The organism is Bacillus sp. ISL-51 (assembly GCF_018613535.1).
GTDB lineage: Bacteria > Bacillota > Bacilli > Bacillales > Bacillaceae > Bacillus.
Genome location: NZ_JAGGQB010000012.1, coordinates 80584 through 101337 on the forward strand (window position 1 = coordinate 80584; position 20754 = coordinate 101337).

Consider the following 20754-nt stretch of genomic DNA (forward strand, 5'->3'; position numbering starts at 1 on the left):
TTGAGAGAAACAATAACGAATGGTCAAAAGGTCAGACAGCTGTTACATATCTTCATTCCGATTTTAATTACACAGGCAGGCCTTTCTCTTATTACGTTTTTAGATACCGTCATGTCAGGGAAAGTGAGTGCGGCCGATTTGGCCGGCGTTGCAATAGGCTCCAGCCTGTGGACACCGATTTATACGGGGCTTGCAGGGATATTGATGGCCGTTACGCCAATCGTGTCGCAGCTTTTTGGGGCGGGCAGGCATAAAGATGTCCCTTTTTCTGTCATCCAAGCCGTTTATGTAGCGGCAATTCTCAGCGCGGCCGTTATCCTCATCGGCTTTTGCACCATTGATTTGATTTTAGGAAGTTTGCATCTTGAACCGCCTGTGCAGAACATTGCCAAACATTTTTTAGGCTTTTTATCACTTGGCATTTTTCCTTTATTTATGTACGCGGTGCTGCGTTCGTTTATCGATTCGCTTGGGAAAACGAGAGTCACCATGCTGATTACGCTTTGTTCATTGCCTATCAACTTTGCTTTAAATTATGTTTTTATTTTCGGAAAGCTCGGAATGCCTGCATTAGGCGGTGTGGGCGCCGGACTCGCTTCCGCCCTCACCTACTGGTGTATTTGTGCGATCAGCTTTTTTATCGTTTATAAATTCGAGCCGTTTGCCGGATATTCCGTGTTCCGTAAATTGTACCGGTTTTCTCTGTCCGAGTGCAAAAAGCTGTTAAAAATCGGCTTGCCCATCGGCTTTGCCGTGTTTTTTGAAACGAGCATCTTTGCGGCGGTCACATTGCTGATGAGCCACTTTCAGACAGTGACGATCGCAGCCCACCAGGCGGCGATGAATTTTGCTTCCCTGCTGTATATGCTGCCGCTCAGCGTGTCCATGGCGCTGACCATACTAGTCGGATTTGAAGCCGGCGCAAAGCGTTACAAAGATGCCCGTTCGTACAGTTTTATCGGTATTGTAATTGCCATTTGTTTTTCTTTATGCACGGCAGCTTTCATTCTGCTGCTCAGACCGCAAATCGCCGGGATGTATACGTCTGATCCGGATGTATTGCTTTTGACGCAGCACTTTTTAATCTATGCCCTGTTTTTCCAGCTGTCTGATGCAATTGCCGCCCCTATTCAAGGCGCTCTGAGAGGATATAAGGATGTGAATTATACACTCGGTACGGCTTTTGTCTCATATTGGATCATCGGGCTGCCGGTCGGCTACGCTGTCGGCACCTATACGAGCCTGGGGGCATACGGCTATTGGATTGGTTTAATTGCCGGACTTGCCGCAGGGGCTGTCGGTTTGTTCTTCAGGCTGCTTAAGCTGCAAAAGCGTTATGTAAAAAAAACGGCGCTCTCATAAAGGAGGAGAATGATGCCAAAAAATATACAGCTATACGACTATTTAATGCAGCACGCGGAAGAGATAAGTAAAACATGGTTTGAAACCATTCATGAAACGGACCAAAATTCTGTTTATGCTTCTTCTGATCCTGCGGTGATTGCAAATCTAAAAAAACAAAACCTGGCGTTCAACTATCAGATCAATCGGATTTTTTCTGATAATGAAGAAGCCTATACGTCCGCATTAAAAGAGTGGGCGTTTGAAGCTGCTCAAGATGAGGATCATTTGAAAACGCCTATTCATTACATCATTCGGGAGTTTATAAGAGTGAGAGATTTGTATGTCGGCTATGTGAAACAGTTTATCAGGCTTCACCCTGACATCATGACGACAGAACACGCCGAGGATACCTTTCATACGCTGATTAAATCGTTTGATTTGGTGATTCATATTTTTATAGAAGAAATGTATAAAAACACAAACACTCAGCTTGAAGCCCAGAAAGAATTGATAACTGAGCTGAGCTCGCCTGTGATTGTGCTGTTTCACAACGTCGGCCTGCTTCCGTTAATCGGGGATATTGACACTGCAAGAGCCAAACACATTATGGAGAATACGCTGCATCAATGTGTGCAAAAACAGATTACGCAGCTGTATATTGATTTGTCGGGAGTGGCGATGATCGATACGATGGTTGCCCAGCAGCTTTTCAGCTTAATTGAGTCACTCGGAATACTCGGGGTTGCATCGACATTATCGGGGATCCGCCCGGAAATTGCCCAAACGGCGGTTCAGCTCGGCCTGACATTTACCGAAATATCAGTACGGTCTTCACTTGCCGAAGCGATCGCTTCAGATCTGAAATTAAAAAAGGTATAAGGCTGAAAATCGCCTTATACCTTTTTTATTAATCTTTCCACGGGTATGTCCAATATACTTCTTCTTCAAACCACGTTTGGAGAACCGGTTCGTTATTTTTAATTTTTTCTTCAAGCTCTCTGAGCATGCCTTCTGTTTGGGTGCGGTGTGCTTTTAAGGCATTCATTTTAATATCAGCGACTTCTTTGATATCAAGTATGACGTCAGGCTTGCCGACAACTTCTTCCCTGTTGCGGGTGATCGCCATGCAAAGCGTGCGCGGACGATCCTCTTTTTTCTTCCTGTAAAGAGCTCTGATTACCGCTTCACCACAGGCATCATGATCCGGATGGACGCCGTGTCCCGGATAAAATGTAACGATCAGACTCGGCTTTACATCATCGATGATTTCTTCCATGATGTCCGCCAGCCACTCGTCATCTTCAAATTCAAGTGTTTTGTCACGTAATCCGAGCATTCTCAGATCGGTGACGTCCATCGCTTTACATGCATCAATCAGCTCTTGCTTTCTTAACAGCGGCAGTGTTTCACGATTGGCGAAAAAGGGATCTCCCATGTTCCGGCCCATTTCGCCAAGCGTTGCGCAGGCATACGTAACGGGAATATCTTTTTGTCTGTGTAAGGCAATCAGCCCTGCCACTCCGTATGATTCATCATCAGGGTGAGGCAGGATGACGAGTACGTGTTCTTTCATGATTTTCACCCTTTTCTTTAAACTGTAAACGGCTTTTCACTGATTTGAAGTGAAATTGCCAATTTTCCGCCCGGCAGATGCCCTGCCATTAAGAGACGGTTGTCGTCATCTACTGTATATTCAGTCAGGCCTTCTGCATAAATCCAGCCCTCTTCGGTTTTCAAACCGACGCGATACGGACCGCTTCCTTTTATCTTCGCCTGCCGGTACGTCACTTTCGCATTGCGTATATAAGCTACAACCGTCATGTTTTTTTCATTCAGGTGTGCTGAATAAGAACCGGTTGTCGTTTCCAAATGGATATATACAGGACGATCCGCAAATCGTTCTAAAGAAGTTTGCACATCTTCTTTTATGATCGCTTTCATAGCTGCTCCCCTCTTTCTTCTCTTAAAAATTGCAAACGCTTCGTATGTAATTCAACCAATTCGCATTTCTCAATCGGTTCCAGCCGGGAATTCACAATTCGCTGCACCGCCAGCACAAACTTCTCCTGAAGCGGTTTTCGCAGCCTCGGATGTGTTCTTTGATCCAGCAGTTCAAGATCAATGGCCTCCTCCACTTCTTCAAGGGTTGAACCTGAGAGTGTACGGTTGTTCCACAGTGCGGTATAAGCGGCGGCTAAATCTTTATCAGTTCCCATTGTACAGCTCCTTTACATACTCGTAATGATTATACATAATTTAAGCTTCCGCTGGAAAGCGAAAGGCTTAGCGGCTTTTTAAAGGCCGTTTCCATTTCAGCTGTGAAACCGTAAACAACAGCAATGCGGCCCATATACAAATGAAGGTAAACACTTTTTGTCCTGAAAAAGGCTCGTGATATACAAATACTCCGAGCATAAGGGTAATGGTCGGCGCAATATATTGCAGAATGCCCACCTGATAAAGCGGCAGACGCTTTGCCCCCTCTGCAAACAGCAACAGCGGCAGCGCCGTAAATACGCCGGCGAAAAAGAGCAGCGCCCATGTCCCCGCGCTCCATGAACCAGACGAGCTTCCATGAGCGGCATAACCTATATAAATAAGAGCCAAAGGCGTAATCAACAGCGTTTCCAGCGTTAATCCGATCGTGCTGGACAAACTGGTTCTTTTTTTGAATAAGCCGTATAAACCGAAGCTGAATGCAAGGAGTAATGCGATATAAGGAACCGCGCCATACTGAAACGCCGAAAGGATGACGGCTGCCCCGGCAATAGACACTGCTGCGATTTGAAGCCGGTTCAGCTTTTCTTTTAAAAATATGATGCCCAAAAGTACAGAAACGAGCGGATTAATATAATATCCGAGACTTGCTTCAAGCAAAAAACCGTGGTTTACGGCCCATATGTATACAAACCAATTGACGGAAATTAAAATGGAAGCGAAAAAAAACGCCAATAGGCCTCCGTTTGCCTTCAGCAAACGCAGCTCCCGCCATCCCGTCCTCCACTTGCGAAGCACTGTCAAAAGCACACACATAAAGACAAACGACCATATGATACGGTGCGCTAAAATCTCCATTGCCGGGATATGTTCAAGAAGCTTCCAATAGACCGGAAACATCCCCCACATGACAAATGAAACAGCGGTATAAATGATTCCTTTTCTTGCGGCATTATGCTGCACAGCCTTCCCCTTCCTTTCTGTAAACAGATTATATTATATCACGGGAAGCTTTAGGCAGGCATATACTATGTTGTCCGTTAAGAAAGGGTGAGATGCCGATGTTTGAATGGAATAGATATTTTCCCTTCCATAATCAGTTTTCTAAAGAAACGTTTAAAAATGCAGATCCGAAAGATGTCGAGTCATACGTCAACCGAGTGATGGAAAGTGTGTTCGGTTCCGATTATGCGGGGCAATTCCCATTTCGCGACCCGCTTTCCAAAAAAGCGGAGCCGGTCGAGGCCGAACCCCCGAAACCGGAAATTGACTTGTTCGAAACTTCTGACCATGTCTTTGCGAAAATTCCGGTTGAACAAGATGAACTTGATCATATCAGGATTAAGCATACGTCACACAGTCTTGTCATTGAAAACAGCAGTCTTTCGGAAGGGAAAAAAGAAATCGTCCTCCCAAGCCTTGTGAAACGGAAGGGAACGAAGGCGGTCTATAGAGACGGGATGATAGAAGTCATGTTTTCAAAACAAGAAGATTATAATTTGTCGGAAGTGGAAATTATGAGATAAAAAAACGGCCTGCATAACGCAGGCCGTTTTTCTTTAATAAAAGGGCGGATAACCCGCTCCGGGTCCAAAACCGCCGTATGGAGCTCCTCCGTATCCGTAACCGGCAGCACCGTACGGATACGGGGGCCTCGCAAACCCGGTAACAAGCGCACCTCCGAGAAGGCCGCCTAAAAATCCGCCGACTAAAGGAGCGCCGAACAAAAAAGGACCTCTCGCCGGATATCCGCCCGGTCCGAAATTCCCGCGATACATTTCATGATGAGGGTACATGTTTTTTCCTCCTTTATGTCTGCCTATTCTTAAGAATATTCATAAAGGGCGGGTTTTGATTGGGCGGCCTCGCTGTTTGCAGCCATTATGCCTCTCAACGCGCTTACCATCTTTTGATGCATAGTATATCATGTAATGGTTATAGTTTGATAATGTATTGGTCATTCGTTATACTTTTTTACAAACGCTAGAGAAATCATAAGGGGGAAAAAAGATGCCATTACTGCGTTTTGACGTTATTGAAGGACGGGATAACACATCATTAAAAAAATTATTGGACACCGCCCACAATGCGATGGTTGAGGCATTTAACGTACCTGTAAAGGACCGTTATCAAATCGTTCATCAGCATCCGGCTCATGAGCTTATGATTGAAGATACCGGACTCGGGTTCAACAGAAGCAAAGATATTGTCATCATCAGCATTGTCAGCAAGACCCGTACAGAAAGCCAAAAAGAAACATTATACAAACTTATGGCTGAAAAGCTTGAAGCCGAATGCGGCATTTCACCTGAGGACGTCATGATCTCCATTACAGAAAACGGCAATGCCGATTGGAGCTTCGGACTTGGAGAGGCTCAGTTTTTAACTGGGAAATTGTAAGATTTATAATGTTCTTCAAGTGAGTGCGGCCTGATGTCAGCCAGAAAGCGTTATGGCGAGATTTTGTACAGTGAGTTTAGAATCTTACATTCCAGAGTTTGACGATATTCTGAAGCATTTAGAAGAAAGATGCTGTTTTCTATAATTTAGCAGAAGGCGCAGCAAAGTATTACTAAGAAAAGCAAATGAAATGTTTTGTGAAAACTTATGATTTATCTGGATTAAAACATGATGCTAAAGAAAAAGCCCCTCTCCTTAATGGATTGGGGCCTTCAAAATTTACACTCATCAATTTTCGCAACCGGGAAAATATCCGGCAGCCTTCTGTTAAGGTCTGTCCTGCTCTTGTTCACATTTTTCGTCTCGTGCGGCCGCTCCCGGTTCGCAAAAACTGTCGGCCCACTTTTGCATTTCCTGAAAAACGGATTGCAGCGCCATGCCTTTGTCGGTCAGTTTATAAATGACTTTTACAGGGGTTTCAGGCAGCACCTGCCGCTCGACAATTTCATTTTGTTCAAGCTCTTTCAGCCGCTCCGCCAGCATTTTTTGGCTGATCATCGGTATAGTTTCAGTTATATCTTTAAAACGTTTCGGCCCGTCCATCAGCACATGGATGATAAGACCGTTCCAACGCTTTCCCAACAGTGAAAAAGCGGATTCCATTTTAGGACACATTGTATATCCCATGTGACTCCATCCCTTCATCTATTAATTGACAAGTTTTCAGTCATCCATTAAAATAAGTTTTCGAGTTACATTTAGTAAGCTTCTAACTTTTCTATTATGATAACACGTTTATCCGAAGGAGGAAACATTATGACATCCGTATTGGATCTTTTAAAAGAACGCGCATCTGTTAAAGAATACGATAAAGATGCGGTTATGACAAAAGAGGAATTAACAGAACTGCTTGAAATCACGACACAAGCGCCTTCCGCTTGGAATCTGCAGCACTGGCATTTCCAAGTATTTCACAGCGACGAAGCAAAAGCGGCTCTTCTTCCGGTTGCCTTTAACCAAAAACAAATTATCGAATCATCTGCGGTAGTTGCCGTTTTAGGTGATTTGAAAGCAAACGAAAACGGTGAAGAAGTATATTCTGAGCTGGCTCGTCAAGGCAATATCACAGAAGAAATCAAGCAAACGCTTTTAGGCCAAATTAACGGCGCTTACCAAAATGAACAATTCGCCCGCGATTCTGCATTTCTAAACGCTTCTTTAGCAGCGATGCAGCTGATGCTTGCCGCAAAAGCAAAGGGTTACGATACTTGCGCAATCGGCGGATTTAATAAAGATCAATTCGTAAAAGAATTCGATGTCAGCGACCGCTTCGTGCCCGTGATGCTTATTTCTATCGGTAAAGCTGTCAAACCGGCACATAAAAGCAACCGTCTGCCTGTTTCAAAAGTTTCAACTTGGCTGTAAGATTAAAAAAACCTTAGTTCGCATATACGAACTAAGGTTTTTTTTACATATGTTGCTCCCGGTACCACACGCGCGCTTGTTCTGCTTCATGCTGGGTAAGCTGATGACCGCCCTCCTGCCAAAAGAGAGAAGCGGCTGCATTTGCTTCTGTCAGATATTGATGCAGCTCCTCAGATTCCTCTTTTGAACAAAGCGGGTCTTGCTTGCCTGCGCCGATAAAAACAGGCAGCCCGGTCATATCCGGCAGCGCCAGTCCCCGGATCGGCACCATCGGATGATGCAGAATCGCCCCTTTTAATACATCTTGGTAATGAAACAGGAGGCTCGCCGCAATATTGGCGCCGTTTGAATAACCGGCCGCAATGACGTTTCTTCTGTCAAATCCGTACGTTTGTGCCGCTTCATCGATAAAATCCTTTAGTTCTTTCGTCCGTTCAATCAAATCCTTTTCATCGAACACGCCTTCTTTCAGCCGCTTAAAAAAACGGGGCATGCCATTTTCGAGAACCGAGCCTCTGACACCGAGCAAATTCGCGTCGGGATCGATAAAACGGCCGAGCGGCAACAGGTCATGTTCATTTCCTCCCGTTCCGTGCAAAAGCAGCAGAACGTTTTTTGACGTTCCTTTTTCATAAATATGTTTCATCGTATGCGCCTCCTTATATTTTCGGAAGAATGCCGGTAATTTGTTTGCGGTGTGCTTCCAGCCATTCCGGAAGCTTAAGCTCTGTACCGAGACCGTCAAATGTTTCATCTGTCATAAAGCCCGGTTCATCCGTTGCCATTTCAAATAAAATACCGCCGCTTTCTCTGAAATAAATAGATGTAAAGTAAGACCTGTCAAGAATTTCAGAGGATGAGAGATGTGAAGCGGTAAGTATGTCCTTCCATTTTTCCTGTTCTTCGCCTGTTGTGCGGAAAGCGACATGGTGAACCGTGCCAAAGCCGCCGATACCGCTCTCTTTCGGCGCAAGATCAACATCTATCATATGTCCGATCGCAGCCTCCGACTGAAGCCTGACGATTTGATTTTCCTCCCCTATTTTCGAATAGCCGAAGCTTCCGTCAGAAATCTGATAGTAGCTTCAGGACGGTATGAGTACAAAAGCACTCCCCTTATGCCTGTAATCGCTTCATTTTCCGTAATACCGTCGGGCGTCCATTGGCTTTTTCCGCTTCTTTCATCTTCCATGATTGCAAGCGGCAGATTCTCTGTATCGTCAAACAGAAGCACTTGTTCAGATAGCAGCGTATGCTCCGTTACAGATAAGCCGTTTTGTTCAAGGCGGCTCTTCCAATAGGGAAGCGCCCCTTTCGGCACGGAGAAATAAATCCTTCCGGCCTGTCCTTTTCCCACAGTGCCCCGGCGGCTGCCTTGAAAAGGGAAAAATGTAATAATCGTGCCCGGATCACCGTTTTGGTTGCCGAAATAAAAATGATACGTGGCGGGGTCGTCAAAATTAACGGTTTTTTTAACAAGACGCAAGCCGAGCACCTCTGTATAAAAGCGCAAATTTTCAGCAGGTCTTTCGCAAATGCGGTAACGTGATGCAATCCTGGTGTATTCAATATATTCACTCCTAAATATCTTGATTTCGAGATATTCATTATTTTAAATTGTTTCCGGTGCAAATGCAATCAAAGCGCTTCGGTTAAAATAATAATAGAAATCTTTTTTTTCTGAAAAATATCTTGTGATCTTATCTGACAACTGCTATTATAAGGAGCATTATCAGGTTCCAGGAGGAAAGTAAATGGTCAGAAAAGCATTAATTTTCATTCTTGTCTTCATTCCTTTCAGCCAGCTTGCGTTTCTGTCGCTCGCTAATCGGATTGATCCCATTATATTCGGGCTGCCTTTTTTTCATTTTTGGCTGCTTTTATGGATAGCAGTCACTCCTTTATGTTCGTTTTGCATTTATAAGCTTCAGAAGAAACAAGGAGGATTGGATTGATGCCCGCAAATGTTACCGCACTTATTATTACAGCCATTATCGTTTTAACCGTCGTCTGTATCGGCTTTATCGCCGGAAGAGACAAATCAGCCCGCGCATCTGTTGAAGAGTGGTCTGTCGGCGGCAGGCGTTTTGGCGGATTGCTCGTCTGGTTTTTAGTCGGCGCCGACCTTTATACCGCTTATACGTTTTTAGGGCTGACCAGCACTGCCTATACCGGGGGAAGCGTGGCCTTTTTTGCGATACCGTATTCTGTGCTGGCATATTTTATTGCCTATTTCTTTTTGCCGAAGCTTTGGAAGGTAGCGAAAATACATAAATTGACAACGCTTGCTGATTACGCCCGGGAGCGTTTTGACAGCAAGCTTTTGGCGAGCCTTGTCGCCATTGTCGGTGTCCTCATGCTGATTCCTTATATCTGTCTGCAGCTGAGCGGCATTCAGGATACGCTTCAGGTAGCCGGGACAGGTGTAATTAATGTCAACATGGTGGTCATCATTTCATTTGTTCTTGTTGCGCTTTATACCTTTTTCAGCGGTATTAAGGGTCCTACTTTCACAGCCATTATTAAAGATATTTTAGTATGGGTCATTATGCTGTTTATGGTTGTGTCACTCCCGCTGATTCATTTTCACGGCTGGATGCCGATGATTCACACGATGGCGCAAAAAGCGCCGCAAATGCTGACGATTCCTTCATCAGGGCCGAAAGGAATCCCTTGGTTTATTACGGCTTCCATCGTATCGGCGCTGGCTCTCTTTATGTGGGCGCATGCCGCGACAGGAGTATTTACGGCAAAAAGCGCTGATGCGGTCCGTAAAAACAGTATGTTTCTGCCGCTTTATAACATTGTCTTGATTCTTGTCATTTTTCTCGGCTTCATTGCGTTTCTTGTACTGCCGGAGGACACCGATCCGCGGCTCGCTTTGCTTAAGCTGATTCAAACGTCTTACGGCGGCGTCGCGCAGGGCTTTGCTTATTCAACCATCGCTCTTGCTTCTTTAATCCCGTGTTCCATCATGGCTATCGGGGCTTCTAACTTATTTGCGAATAACTTGTACCGCGATTTGATTCATCCGAATGTTTCACAAAGCAGGCTGACGATCATCACCCGTTCTATGGTGTTTGTCGTCATCGGTCTTGCGCTTTTGTTCGGAATGCTTTTCCCGACGGCGCTCGTTACGCTGCAGCTGCTGGGCGTTTCCGGAATGGTGCAGATTTTCCCGGCCATCGCCGTCAGCTTGTTTTGGAAAAATCAAACGAAAGAAGCGACGATTATCGGTCTGCTCGTCGGTCTTATTGTGACGTTTACAGTAAACATAACCCAATCTTCCCACGGCATTTATGAGGGCTTCTGGGGTTTGGTTTCCAATCTGTCAGCCGTCGTTATTCTAAATCGGTTTTTTGTGAAAAAAGCGGCTTCAAACGCAGTGAAAGAAGGTTTATTCGGTAAAACTTCCTCTGATAAACTGAATCAAAAAGGCGCGTAATATGAAAGCCGGCACGTATCCCGTGCCGGCTTTGTGATGTGATTATTTCTTTTTATGATCCCATTTATAGGTTGCAACGGTTTTAGCCGGAATGACGGCTTCAAACTGCTTATGTTCCGAAACGGCACGGAATGTTTGGTTCGAGGATGTTTGGTTGATGACGACTGTAACAATCGAATGGTCAGGATTAAGGAACGACACATTTGTCACTGTGTTTTTGGAGCCGTAATTACTTTCAATCCGTTTTGCTCCTCGGTCCACAAATTTAGAAAAGTTCCCTGTTATATGGTAAATCGGTATGTTCCAATAATGATCAGGGTTCTTAGCATCCTGAATAAACAAGGTTGGATCAGGCGTACCTATCCAATGATGGGTTTGAATATGACTATCAAGCATTGTCACCCAGGCATTGTAGCTGGAAGCGCCGTTACGGAAATATTGAGCGATCCGATCCGCACCCTCTGTTCCCCACACAGACCGTTCTGTTAAATGAATTGATTTTTCAGGATATCTCCTTCCGATCTCAGACATGACCGAAAGATCCCCGTCATAATCATGAAAAGCAATACCATCTGCTGCTTGATTTCCTTTTTTATTATCTAAAATCGGCGGGATATAGTTCCAAGCCCCGCTTGCATTATGATCATAGATCCATATTTTCGTATCTATTGAATGTTTTTTCATTTCCATTTTCAATGTAATAGCGAGCACGCGCTGCTGGGCCGGCGGCATGTACATGCTCGGATAATCTATTTCCAGTAAAGGTTCATTTTGAAGAGTCATTGCGTAAATTGGAATCCCTTGTTTTTTATATGCTTCAATGAATTTTCGGTAATAGGCGGCCAATTCATCAACATATTGATCTTTAAGCTTTCCTCTGCTGAGACTTTCATTCGTTTTCATCCATGCCGGCGGACTCCATGGAGAAGCAATGATTTTAAGCTTAGGATTAATACGCAGCGCTTGCTTAATTGTTGCTGTAATGTTTAAATCAATATCCTTTTGAATAGAGAAATTTTTAAGCTTGGGATCCTTTTTGCCTTTAGGCATGTCATCATACGTATAAAACTCCTGAGCCGTAAAATCTGAAGTCCCGATTGTAATACGCATCACATCCATACCAATACCCTCATGCGGATCCACCAGTTTTTTCAGCACTTCTTCTCTCTTCTCAGGAGACATTTTGGATAAATTATTTACCGAAGATTCTTCTAAAGACGAACCTATGCCTAAAATACTTTGATAACGTTGTGACGGATCGATATAAATTGCTTGTGAGTCAGACGCTTTCTTCTTTTTTAACGTAAGGGGGGTTTGTTCGTCTAAAGCGTATGTGACTTCTTTTGGTCCATCATACCAGGAGCGGGACGCCGGGTCTTTTTCTGAGCTGTACCAGACCCGTACTTTATTTTTGCCGGTTCCCTTATGATCAGCCGCATGAACAGGGTTTCCCATACTGCTTGTTAACAGTAAAGAAGTAAGCAGAAGAGCCAGCGATAATTTTAAAAAAGTCATATATTCAATTCCCTCCCCTTTTTTCATAATCCAATGGATGACAACTGTGAATCGGACTGATCCAGTTCACCTCCTTTCGTTCATCTTCATCTCAAAAATTCACCGAGAAAGCGCTTACAAAAAAAAGCGAATCCTGAATAGATCAGACGGCACCTTGGGATGAAGCTTTTCTAAACTTAAGCTGTACTCATTTTTCTCGGCTTATACGCAGTTTTGTCCATGCCAATAGCCGTTTTACAAGAAACCTGTTAAGCACACATCAGCCATGAAACTATAATCAGACTTTCCTCCGTGAAACAGAAAACACCTGTTACGTCATAACGCTAGCGGTTTATAACGTAACAAGGTGTTTTTACTTGCGGCCTGCTATCGGGCTGCTACATTTTCTTTTTTATTGTTTCAATGGCTTTTTTCATTTGTGTATCGTTGTCGGCCAGCTTTTTCTGCAGATCCGTCATCAGTTTTGTCGTTGTGTCTCCCGTTAAGATTCCTGTTTGTTTCAAATTCTCTTTGGATTGGAATTGTTTAACGGCTGCTTCAAATGCTTTATCGTACGTGCTGTTTACATTCACTTTATATCCGAGTGCTTTCAGCATTTTTTGCGCATTTTTCACATCTGTGCCAGAGTCACCGTATTGATATGTTTTTTTGGCATCTAAAAACGGCAGGTTCGCATAATCAGGAAGCTTTACTGCGTGTTGCGGCTTAATGCCTTTTTTATGGATCCATTCGCCGTCGGCTGTCAGCCACTTCGCGATGGTCAGTTTAACGGTTGAACCGTCGCTGTAATCTTTTGCTGTTTGCACGGTGCCTTTTCCGAAAGTTTTTTCGCCAATCAGCGGAATGCCGGAGGATTCATGCAGCGCTGCTGACATAATTTCTGCCGCGCTTGCCGTACCGTCATTGACGAGCACGACTGTCGGTTTCGTCACTTTACGCTCTTCGGTCGCTTTCATGACTTCTTTCGTACCGTCTTTATATTCCACCTGCATGATATTTTTTCCTTTATCAATAAACATATTGCTCATTTTAATCGCCTGATCCATCAGACCGCCGGGGTTGCCCCTTAAATCCAAAATATATCCTTTTGCCCCCTGTTTCTCAAGGCTGTCAATAGCTGAGTTCAGCTCTTTTGCCGTTGATTCAGAGAAGGAAGTGATTTGAATTTCGCCGATGCCGCCTTTTTTCATTTCAGAATACACGGTTTCGACCGGAATGGTGTCACGTTTAATCGACAGGTTTATATCGCCGACTCCCGCTCTATGTAACACAATCTTGACGCTGGTTCCTTTTTTGCCGCGGATTAATGCAACAGCTTCGTTTACATTAAGGCCCTTAACGCTTTTGCCGTTCACCTTAATGACCTGATCATTCGGTTTAACACCGGCTTTTTCCGCGGGTGATCCTTTGATAGGAGATACGATCAGTATGCTGCCGTCCTTTTCTTCTACTTGCGCGCCAATGCCTTCAAATGAAGCGGAAATTGTTTCTTCAAAAGACTTTCCTTCCTGCGGATCCATATAAGATGAATACGGATCATCCAAGGAACTGATCATGCCTTTTATCGCTCCGTCTACTAATTTGCTGTCGTCTGTTTTTTGGTAATAATCACTTTTGATCTGCTCGTAAGCTTTATTGAATTTATCAAATTTGCTATTGCCAAACGCTGTTGAGCCTTGTCCGAAAATGGTCGTATTGCCCGTGATAAATAACGTAAGGGCTGAGGCTGCAACTGCTGTGATCAGCACGATAAAAAACAGTTTAAATTGCCGTTTCAAGTAAACACCACCTTTTTATTCTTTCATTATTATCATAGACGAACTCTTATTCGTCAACTTCAAACGTGAAGCGCCCTTCTTTCCCCTTTACCCAAACCTATGCATTTCTCTCAACATATGCTGAGGGAGAAAGGAGGATTCGGACTTTGAGCAAATATTTAGAAATGCTGTCCTTATTCGGAGTCGGAGGGGCTCACCCAGGCGGACTCGCTTATTCTAAAGCTGTTCTCACAAAAGCGGCTCCACCTCCTGGCGAGCCGATCCTTGACGCCGGCTGCGGAACGGGACAGACGGCCGCTTACCTCAGCCAGCTGCTGTATCCCGTCACCTGTGTTGATAAGGATCCTCTTATGCTTGAAAAAGCAGCAAAGCGATTTGCCGCTGAAGGCTTAACCATTCCGGTCTATTTGGCGGAGCTTGAGCGGCTTCCGTTTGCTGAAAACCAATTTTCTGCCGTCCTTTCTGAATCAGTTCTCACCTTTTCAAATCTTGATTCATCGCTGTCTGAAATACTGCGGGTCCTTAAACCCGGGGGCATGCTGATCGGCATTGAAGCAGCTTTAAAAAAACCTTTGCCGGAAAACGCCATCGCGCAGATAAAAGACTTCTACGGTTTTACCGTATTACAAGATGAAGCGGCATGGAAACAGAGATTGCTTCAGCAAGGCTTTCAGAAAGCGGATTTCATTCCCGCTTTCTATGAAAACAATGCGCAGGAGCCGACTACAGAAATGGATTTGTCGCCCGTTATCCAGCCGGTTCACTACGATACGCTGACGGCTCATTATGAGCTTATGCAGACGTACAGTGAATATATGGGACACTGCGCTTTTGTCGCTTACAAGTAAAACGGCGATTGTCCTCCTGTTTTCGTCCAACCTTTTTATAGCACTCTATCATAAGCTGACATAGAAAGATAGGTTGGATAGGAGGAGAAAAGATGCAAAACTATTATCATATTTGCCGACAGCACCAAGGAAAAGTAGCAAGGATTACAGAACGAAACGGCAGGGTCCATGTCGGAAGAATCGTACGGGTGACTAACAGCAAAGTGTATATCGCCCCTGTCGGCGGCCGTCACAGAGGGTACGGGTACGGATATTGGGGAGGCTGGGGAGGCTGGGGAGCAGCCTATGGTATCGGCCTTGGTTTAATTACCGGATTTGCGCTTGGAGGTTTACTCTTCTGGTAATAAAGAAAGCCCGCTTTATGGTTTTTAAGCGGGCTTTTTTTATTATTAAACTTTCTTTACTTCATTAAAATATTCTTCAAGCGTTAAATGATGATCATGCATCACTTTTGCCGCTTTTTTGCCTACATAACGCAAATGCCATGGTTCATACTCATATTTTGTAACGTCCTCTTTGCCTTTAGGATAGCGGATGATAAAACCGTATTCATACGCATGGTCTTTCACCCATTTGCCGTCTGCCGTGTTTCCGAACGCTTCATTCAGCTCAAATCCGTTGCTTTTGCTGGAAATATCCATGGCAAGCCCCGTCTGGTGCTCACTTTGTCCCGGGTATGCGACTGCTTCTTTCGCCTTCCTTTCACCTTTCAGGCTGACTTCATTATCGAAAATAACTTTCTGCCTGTCGTAAGAGCGGTATCCTGATACGGCAACCAGTTCATAACCTTTCTTTTTCCCCGCGTTAAATAATTCCGCCAAGGCATCGGCAGCGGGTTTCCGAATATATCTTTTCTCTATTTTCTCAGTGAAAGAGAAGTCAACTTTCGGTACGACGAGATCACCTGGTTTATAATCTCCCGGCAGTGTGTATGTCTTGTTCACAAGCGCGAGTGTGTTTTTAGGGTTTTGAATGGTCTCAAGCCCGTTCACTTCTTTAATATTGTTAAAATATTTACTCTCCAATAAAAAGTCGTTGTCTTGTGTCTTCGTTGTTTTTTTGCTTGATGCGTCGTCAGATTGTTTTGTTTCAGCAGTGGTTTTTGTGTCCTTATGGCTGTCGCCGCCTGAAATGCTGCAGCCGGTCCCCACGATAGCGGTTACGCTGAGAGCCGCAGCGAGCGAGAACCATTTACTGGATTTCTTCATTTTACCCTTACCTTTCTTTTTTTGAATCAGCTGCATAAAGAAGAGGCTGCTTTGTTTAGCATGCCCCTCATCTTGCTTTTACGATACAGTATGCAGCGCCAGCTTTATCATATCATGAAATGTCGTTTGGCGCTCTTCTGCCGTTGTTTCTTCTCCCGTTAATACATGATCGCTCACTGTCAGGATGGACAGTGCTTTTTTGCCGTATTTCGCTGCAAGCGTATACAATGCCGTCGTCTCCATTTCAACGCCAAGCACGCCGTATCTGGCAAGCTTTTCGATTTGAGAGTCTTCATTATAAAACTGATCCGCCGTAAATACGCTTCCTACCGCCACAGGCAAGTTGTTTTGCTGAGCGGCCTGATAAGCTTTATTAAGCAGATCAAAGTCCGCACAAGGAGCATAATCTATGCTGCCGAATGCCACACGGTTCATTTGTGAATCCGTTGAAGAAGTCATGGCCAAAATGACGTCGCGCACTTTCACATCTTTGCGGATGGCGCCGCATGAACCGACTCTGATTAAATTTTGAACGTCATAGCTTTGAATCAGCTCATTCACGTAAATGGAAATGGACGGAACTCCCATTCCCGTGCCTTGAACGGATACTTTTTTGCCGTTATATGTACCTGTAAACCCATACATTCCTCTGACTTCATTGTAGCATTCCACGTTTTCAAGATACGTTTCCGCGATAAATTTTGCTCTCAGCGGATCGCCGGGTAAAAGCACTGTATCGGCAATCTGACCTTTTTCTGCATTTATATGTACACTCATATCCTTTTCCTCCTGCCATATTAAAACTCCCAATCATTGTACACTGAATAACGTGATGAGACAATCATCAGCATTGATCATCCCGGTTATGGGTAAAATAGCTAGCGATCATAAGCCGGAGAAGAAAAGGAGGGATCATGATGGGTAAAAAGCAGCGGAACCGGGTCACCGGCCAGAAGAAGAACAACCACATTCCCGTATCAGACGTGATTGCGGCTGATGAAGCACACGGAAAAGAGCATTCTGCCGCTAAACGGAAGCCATAATAAAAAAATGCGGATATCTCCGCATTTTTAGTGGGGGACAGCAGCCGGCCTTTTAAGCCGGCTGCTGTCTCATTTAGGCTGTACGAGCAAACGGTTAATTTTACTCCACCCCGCAGGATCGAGCCTGTAATAGGTCTTCCCTTTTCTGCCTTCGTCTATGAGAATAACATCTCCGGTCGCTATAAACCTGGCTTGATAGTCGTTTGGGACCGTGTCAGGCACGTTAAAAACAGAAAATGCCCTTTTCAGTGCGTCTTGATGATTGTCAGCAGCCAGTTCAGTCCGATAGACGACTTTGTATCCTTTTTTCTCGCCATATCGGGGTGTTTGAAAAATCGTCACATCGTAGGCACAAGTCTTCTTTTTAAACACAGGCAGCGATAACAGCATCAAGATCCCTCCCTCTTATTTCTTAATAGTATTAGCGTTTTTTCTCCTTTTTCCTCTTTCTATTTTTGTCGAAACGGATGATACTTTTCGTCAAAGAACGCAAAAAGCGAGACGAGGCAAAGCCCAAGACTGAAGCCGGCAAGGACGTCCGTCGGAAAATGCGCGCCCAGATAAATTCTGCTTATCCCTATTAAGATAACGAGAATGCCGGTGCATACAGACACGATGCGCTTTTTTGCTGCAAAAAAGGGAACATGCTTGATGAAAAGGTAGGCGATAACGGGATAAATGACTGCCGCATTCATGGAATGACCGCTCGGAAAACTGTATGACGTTTCATGGACAAGCGGTTCATAAGCAGGCCTGACCCGTTCGATCAGCTCTTTTACCTTTATGTTTATGATCCGTTCAATCAGAAACACCAGCGGCACAAAAACAACATCCGGCGTCTTTTTGTAAAAATACAGCACCGCACACGACAGAAGAAGAAGAGGCAGTAAAACCGCGGTCGTGCCGAGCTCTGTTATCCACAGCATCACCTCGCTGACCCACGGCACCCTGAGAGAGACCGCTGCTTCTATCACCCGCTCATCAAAGAGCTGAACGGCTTCGATTCGGATGGCCAGAGTTAACAATATAAATAATGTAAAGAGGCCGACTGGCTTGTACAATGTTTTCCCCCCATTTTACATTCTGGGAGCCGAATGAAAAAAACCGAAGTTTCTCACTCCGGTTCCGCGTTTTCAGTCTTCATCCAGCTCTTCGTCTATCATACATTTTTCTAATAAATAATCAAAGGTGATGTCGGCTATTTCAAAGATCTCCTCTTCACTCGGTATGTACCCGCGCTGAGCAAGCTGACTGTAAAAAAAATCAGCGATTTCTTCTGTGTCAATCACAAGATCTATTTCTTTCATGCAAACACCCCCTCCTTTTTTATGGTTTATGAAAAAATCCCCCGAATTATACCCGAAAGTTCTAAACGTTTTTTCCTCTCATATACTTTTTAAAAAACAAGCCCCGGAGGAATAAAATCATGATCACTAAAATGATGGCCGTATTGGACGGAGATGGATTTGATATCGTATTGGAAAAAGTGCTGAAAGGAATGTCTTTTGTCATCTTTGCCGGCTGTCTGCCCTGGTTTTTATATGTCGCCGTCCGTTTTTTTGCCGGCTAGCTGAAATGCTCCCGCAGGCTTTCCAGCACAAATTTCATCATGTCTTTATACTCTTCGTCACCGAACATGTTATACAGGATCTTATAATCGTTATAAATATCAAGCAGCTCATCTACAATCGATACCGCTAAAACATGCAGAGTATCGGGATCATCAGCATCGCCTTCAAACTGAAGAAGAGCAGACGTGACTGTATCCTCGCCGATCTCACGGGATGTCTCTCCAACATAGTGGACAAACAGCAGCTGATGCACAAACTGATCCATTTCATATTTTCTCAGAACCAGCGTGAGATCCTCTTCCTCCGTTTCAAGCCACTCTCCATCTTTTAATCGAGTCAGCTCATAAATGATATCTTCCCATCCATCCTCTAAATACCTCCATATTTCTGTTCTGTGGCCGATGACACGGAACAATTCTTTTCCGTAGTCCTTTACATACACCACGTCGCCAATCAGAAATTCATATTCGATATCAAGTTTTTCCATATCAACAATAACGCCCTCATAATCTTTATAAAGCTGGATGGACGATTCAAAATAAAGCACTTCATTATGATTGACCTCGTAAAGATAATGTTTATCAATTTGATGAACCTTTGTAATGGTGCCGACGGTTCCGTACATCACGACGACCACGATATCTCCCACTTGAAATTTCGGTTTTTTTGGCTTCATGCTGTCTCCCCCTTGCCGCGGACTGTCATACGCTATCGTATGCCGGCCGCCATTATTTCGCATGGGCATGAAAACCACAGGAAATATCCATTTATCCGCCTCTTCAAAATGACAAAAAAACCGCACATTGTGCGGTTTACGTTTGAGTAAGTATCGGTATGATCTAGATTAATCTTTATAAATATGATTTGAAGACATCCATTCTAAAAATTGCTGATACGGATAATAAACAGTGCCTTTCAATTCCACTTTTGGTGCGTTAGGATACTTGTGTAACAGCTCCTTCACCTCATCTTTATGTAATCCAAGGTAATAATGCAAGTCTTTTTCTTTAATTAATGTCGGGCAGTCAGAATAACTTCCTTTCGGGTTTTTAAAATTTTTCAACCCTTCCCCAATGAAATAACCCATTAGAGCTAATCCAATTCCAATCCATAATGAATCCATTTAAAATACTCCTTTCTCCTTGATTAAACAAGCTTTTGAAAAAAATGATGATCTTGTCCCCGATTATACTGTAATATTCCATGTTTTTCCCTATATAAGTTTTCTGGTTTTTCTTTAAATTTTCTTTGGCGAAAGACTTATCTAACAAAAATCCCAAAAGGCTGCAGGACACTAATGATGATTAATATTATGCCACGATCAATTATTGTCATATATTATTACTGTCGGATCAGATCGCCTTGATCATATTTTGCAATTTTCAGCAGGTTTCTTGTTCAAGTAATGACGCGCATTAAACCAATTAAATGAATAAACAAAAGACCGCTCCTGATCTGGAGCGGCCTTTTTACGCTGAGTTCAGGCTGCCTAACCTTTCTTCAGTCCCTTTTTTTCCATCACTGCAAAGTAGTTTTTTTCATGATCAGCAAAGTTAAATACTCTGCCTGATGGCGTATTTACGATGTCTCCGACTGTAATGTTTTGGTCCGAAAAGTCTTTATATAACTTATCGAGATTTTCTGTAAAAAACATGATCGAAGGTGTTTTCAGGTTTAATTCCGGCTGCATTTTTGCAATGAATTCTTTATCATGAAGAATAATACTCGTTTCCGCTTCCTTTGTCGGAGCAATTTCGATCCATCTGAATCCTTGGCCGTTTTCATCAGAAACGACATTGAATCCTGCTTTTTCCGTCCAAAATTTTAATGCCTCGTCTTGGTTATTCACATACAGCATGATTTGGCCGACTTGATTAATCATTTTTCTTCCCCGCTCTCTTCTCATTAATGACTTTTCTTTCGTAGATTTTATTATATATTATTTAACTGCTTTACTGAT

28 protein-coding genes and 1 pseudogene are annotated in these 20754 nt (G+C 43.9%); 11 read left to right on the plus strand and 18 right to left on the minus strand.

Annotation, left to right across the window (positions count from 1 at the left end):
- Together J7E26_RS15295 and J7E26_RS15300 are read left to right on the plus strand one after the other, a co-directional pair.
- A complete protein-coding gene (locus J7E26_RS15295; RefSeq protein WP_214813832.1) occupies positions 1-1362 on the plus strand; it encodes an MATE family efflux transporter in 1362 nt (453 codons plus the stop codon).
- Between the two features lie 12 nt (positions 1363-1374).
- Complete coding sequence (locus J7E26_RS15300) at positions 1375-2223, plus strand: STAS domain-containing protein (RefSeq protein ID WP_214813834.1); 849 nt, start codon at positions 1375-1377, stop codon at positions 2221-2223.
- A gap of 28 nt (positions 2224-2251) precedes the next feature.
- On the opposite strand, the gene bshB2 is transcribed toward J7E26_RS15300, so the two are convergent.
- The 4 genes from bshB2 to rarD form a co-directional block, all read right to left on the minus strand.
- Complete coding sequence (bshB2, locus tag J7E26_RS15305) at positions 2252-2917, minus strand: bacillithiol biosynthesis deacetylase BshB2 (protein ID WP_214813836.1); 666 nt, start codon at positions 2915-2917, stop codon at positions 2252-2254.
- A 17-nt stretch (positions 2918-2934) separates the two neighbouring features.
- A complete protein-coding gene (locus J7E26_RS15310; RefSeq protein ID WP_214813839.1) occupies positions 2935-3285 on the minus strand; it encodes a YojF family protein in 351 nt (116 codons plus the stop codon).
- Positions 3282-3560, minus strand: coding sequence for a hypothetical protein (locus tag J7E26_RS15315; protein ID WP_061528298.1), 279 nt, complete (start codon positions 3558-3560; stop codon positions 3282-3284). Before J7E26_RS15315 ends, J7E26_RS15310 begins: the two co-directional genes overlap by 4 nt.
- 67 nt (positions 3561-3627) lie before the next feature.
- On the minus strand, positions 3628-4524 hold the full coding sequence (gene rarD, locus J7E26_RS15320) for an EamA family transporter RarD (protein ID WP_214813842.1): 897 nt from the start codon (positions 4522-4524) through the stop codon (positions 3628-3630).
- A gap of 98 nt (positions 4525-4622) precedes the next feature.
- On the opposite strand from rarD, the gene J7E26_RS15325 reads away from it, so the two are divergent.
- Positions 4623-5087, plus strand: coding sequence for a spore gernimation protein GerT (locus J7E26_RS15325; protein ID WP_214813845.1), 465 nt, complete (start codon positions 4623-4625; stop codon positions 5085-5087).
- A 33-nt stretch (positions 5088-5120) separates the two neighbouring features.
- Here J7E26_RS15325 and J7E26_RS15330 read toward each other — a convergent pair whose 3' ends face one another.
- On the minus strand, positions 5121-5357 hold the full coding sequence (locus J7E26_RS15330) for a hypothetical protein (RefSeq protein WP_214813848.1): 237 nt from the start codon (positions 5355-5357) through the stop codon (positions 5121-5123).
- A 214-nt stretch (positions 5358-5571) separates the two neighbouring features.
- Here J7E26_RS15330 and J7E26_RS15335 point away from each other — a divergent pair, with 214 nt between their 5' ends.
- Positions 5572-5961: a tautomerase family protein gene (locus tag J7E26_RS15335; protein ID WP_214813851.1), complete on the plus strand. Its 390-nt coding sequence runs from the start codon at positions 5572-5574 to the stop codon at positions 5959-5961.
- 327 nt (positions 5962-6288) lie between these two features.
- On the opposite strand, the gene yodB is transcribed toward J7E26_RS15335, so the two are convergent.
- Positions 6289-6648, minus strand: coding sequence for a transcriptional regulator YodB (gene yodB, locus J7E26_RS15340; protein WP_214813854.1), 360 nt, complete (start codon positions 6646-6648; stop codon positions 6289-6291).
- Positions 6649-6777: 129 nt separating this feature from the next.
- On the opposite strand from yodB, the gene J7E26_RS15345 reads away from it, so the two are divergent.
- Positions 6778-7386, plus strand: a complete 609-nt coding sequence (locus tag J7E26_RS15345) for a nitroreductase family protein (protein WP_214813857.1) — start codon at positions 6778-6780, stop codon at positions 7384-7386.
- A gap of 43 nt (positions 7387-7429) precedes the next feature.
- Here J7E26_RS15345 and J7E26_RS15350 read toward each other — a convergent pair whose 3' ends face one another.
- Entirely contained in the window at positions 7430-8032 is a 603-nt protein-coding gene (locus tag J7E26_RS15350) for an alpha/beta hydrolase (RefSeq protein WP_214813860.1), read from the minus strand.
- Positions 8033-8045: 13 nt separating this feature from the next.
- Positions 8046-8955 (minus strand): annotated as a pseudogene (locus tag J7E26_RS15355) (ring-cleaving dioxygenase).
- A 185-nt stretch (positions 8956-9140) separates the two neighbouring features.
- Here J7E26_RS15355 and J7E26_RS15360 point away from each other — a divergent pair.
- Together J7E26_RS15360 and J7E26_RS15365 are read left to right on the plus strand one after the other, a co-directional pair.
- The gene (locus tag J7E26_RS15360; RefSeq protein ID WP_214813863.1) at positions 9141-9341 is read left to right on the plus strand and encodes a DUF3311 domain-containing protein; all 201 of its coding nucleotides are present in this window, start codon (positions 9141-9143) and stop codon (positions 9339-9341) included.
- Positions 9341-10831 (plus strand): sodium:solute symporter family protein, encoded by a 1491-nt coding sequence (locus J7E26_RS15365; RefSeq protein ID WP_214814403.1) that lies wholly within the window; start codon positions 9341-9343, stop codon positions 10829-10831. The genes J7E26_RS15360 and J7E26_RS15365 overlap by 1 nt, the downstream gene beginning before the upstream one ends.
- A gap of 42 nt (positions 10832-10873) precedes the next feature.
- On the opposite strand, the gene J7E26_RS15370 is transcribed toward J7E26_RS15365, so the two are convergent.
- Both J7E26_RS15370 and ctpA read right to left on the minus strand, forming a co-directional pair.
- On the minus strand, positions 10874-12286 hold the full coding sequence (locus J7E26_RS15370; RefSeq protein WP_396020017.1) for a glycoside hydrolase family 30 protein: 1413 nt from the start codon (positions 12284-12286) through the stop codon (positions 10874-10876).
- Positions 12287-12723: 437 nt separating this feature from the next.
- Complete coding sequence (ctpA, locus tag J7E26_RS15375; RefSeq protein WP_214813868.1) at positions 12724-14124, minus strand: carboxy-terminal processing protease CtpA; 1401 nt, start codon at positions 14122-14124, stop codon at positions 12724-12726.
- 146 nt (positions 14125-14270) lie between these two features.
- Between ctpA and J7E26_RS15380 the strand changes: the two genes are divergently transcribed.
- Positions 14271-14972 (plus strand): class I SAM-dependent methyltransferase, encoded by a 702-nt coding sequence (locus J7E26_RS15380; protein ID WP_214813870.1) that lies wholly within the window; start codon positions 14271-14273, stop codon positions 14970-14972.
- A gap of 92 nt (positions 14973-15064) precedes the next feature.
- Complete coding sequence (locus J7E26_RS15385; protein ID WP_214813872.1) at positions 15065-15316, plus strand: hypothetical protein; 252 nt, start codon at positions 15065-15067, stop codon at positions 15314-15316.
- A 45-nt stretch (positions 15317-15361) separates the two neighbouring features.
- Here J7E26_RS15385 and J7E26_RS15390 read toward each other — a convergent pair whose 3' ends face one another.
- Both J7E26_RS15390 and deoD read right to left on the minus strand, forming a co-directional pair.
- Complete coding sequence (locus J7E26_RS15390; protein ID WP_214813874.1) at positions 15362-16180, minus strand: M15 family metallopeptidase; 819 nt, start codon at positions 16178-16180, stop codon at positions 15362-15364.
- 78 nt (positions 16181-16258) lie between these two features.
- A complete protein-coding gene (gene deoD, locus J7E26_RS15395; RefSeq protein ID WP_214813876.1) occupies positions 16259-16957 on the minus strand; it encodes a purine-nucleoside phosphorylase in 699 nt (232 codons plus the stop codon).
- Between the two features lie 140 nt (positions 16958-17097).
- On the opposite strand from deoD, the gene J7E26_RS15400 reads away from it, so the two are divergent.
- A complete protein-coding gene (locus tag J7E26_RS15400) occupies positions 17098-17223 on the plus strand; it encodes a hypothetical protein (protein WP_156476276.1) in 126 nt (41 codons plus the stop codon).
- Between the two features lie 69 nt (positions 17224-17292).
- Here the strand turns inward: J7E26_RS15400 and J7E26_RS15405 are convergent, their stop codons facing one another.
- From J7E26_RS15405 to J7E26_RS15415, 3 genes are all read right to left on the minus strand, one after another.
- Positions 17293-17613 carry a YodL domain-containing protein gene (locus J7E26_RS15405; RefSeq protein ID WP_214813878.1) on the minus strand — a complete coding sequence of 107 codons (321 nt, stop codon included), beginning with the start codon at positions 17611-17613 and terminating at the stop codon, positions 17293-17295.
- A gap of 59 nt (positions 17614-17672) precedes the next feature.
- On the minus strand, positions 17673-18284 hold the full coding sequence (locus tag J7E26_RS15410) for a phosphatase PAP2 family protein (RefSeq protein WP_214813880.1): 612 nt from the start codon (positions 18282-18284) through the stop codon (positions 17673-17675).
- 72 nt (positions 18285-18356) lie between these two features.
- Entirely contained in the window at positions 18357-18530 is a 174-nt protein-coding gene (locus J7E26_RS15415; protein ID WP_214813882.1) for a YozD family protein, read from the minus strand.
- 119 nt (positions 18531-18649) lie between these two features.
- Between J7E26_RS15415 and J7E26_RS15420 the strand changes: the two genes are divergently transcribed.
- Positions 18650-18793: a hypothetical protein gene (locus J7E26_RS15420; RefSeq protein ID WP_214813884.1), complete on the plus strand. Its 144-nt coding sequence runs from the start codon at positions 18650-18652 to the stop codon at positions 18791-18793.
- Here J7E26_RS15420 and J7E26_RS15425 read toward each other — a convergent pair.
- The 3 genes from J7E26_RS15425 to J7E26_RS15435 form a co-directional block, all read right to left on the minus strand.
- Positions 18790-19470 carry a hypothetical protein gene (locus J7E26_RS15425; RefSeq protein WP_214813886.1) on the minus strand — a complete coding sequence of 227 codons (681 nt, stop codon included), beginning with the start codon at positions 19468-19470 and terminating at the stop codon, positions 18790-18792. The two genes, J7E26_RS15420 and J7E26_RS15425, sit on opposite strands and share 4 nt — an antisense overlap.
- Positions 19471-19638: 168 nt before the next feature.
- Positions 19639-19917 (minus strand): DNA-binding protein, encoded by a 279-nt coding sequence (locus J7E26_RS15430; protein ID WP_214813888.1) that lies wholly within the window; start codon positions 19915-19917, stop codon positions 19639-19641.
- Between the two features lie 366 nt (positions 19918-20283).
- Positions 20284-20676 carry a VOC family protein gene (locus J7E26_RS15435; protein ID WP_214813890.1) on the minus strand — a complete coding sequence of 131 codons (393 nt, stop codon included), beginning with the start codon at positions 20674-20676 and terminating at the stop codon, positions 20284-20286.
- Positions 20677-20754 lie beyond the last annotated feature (78 nt).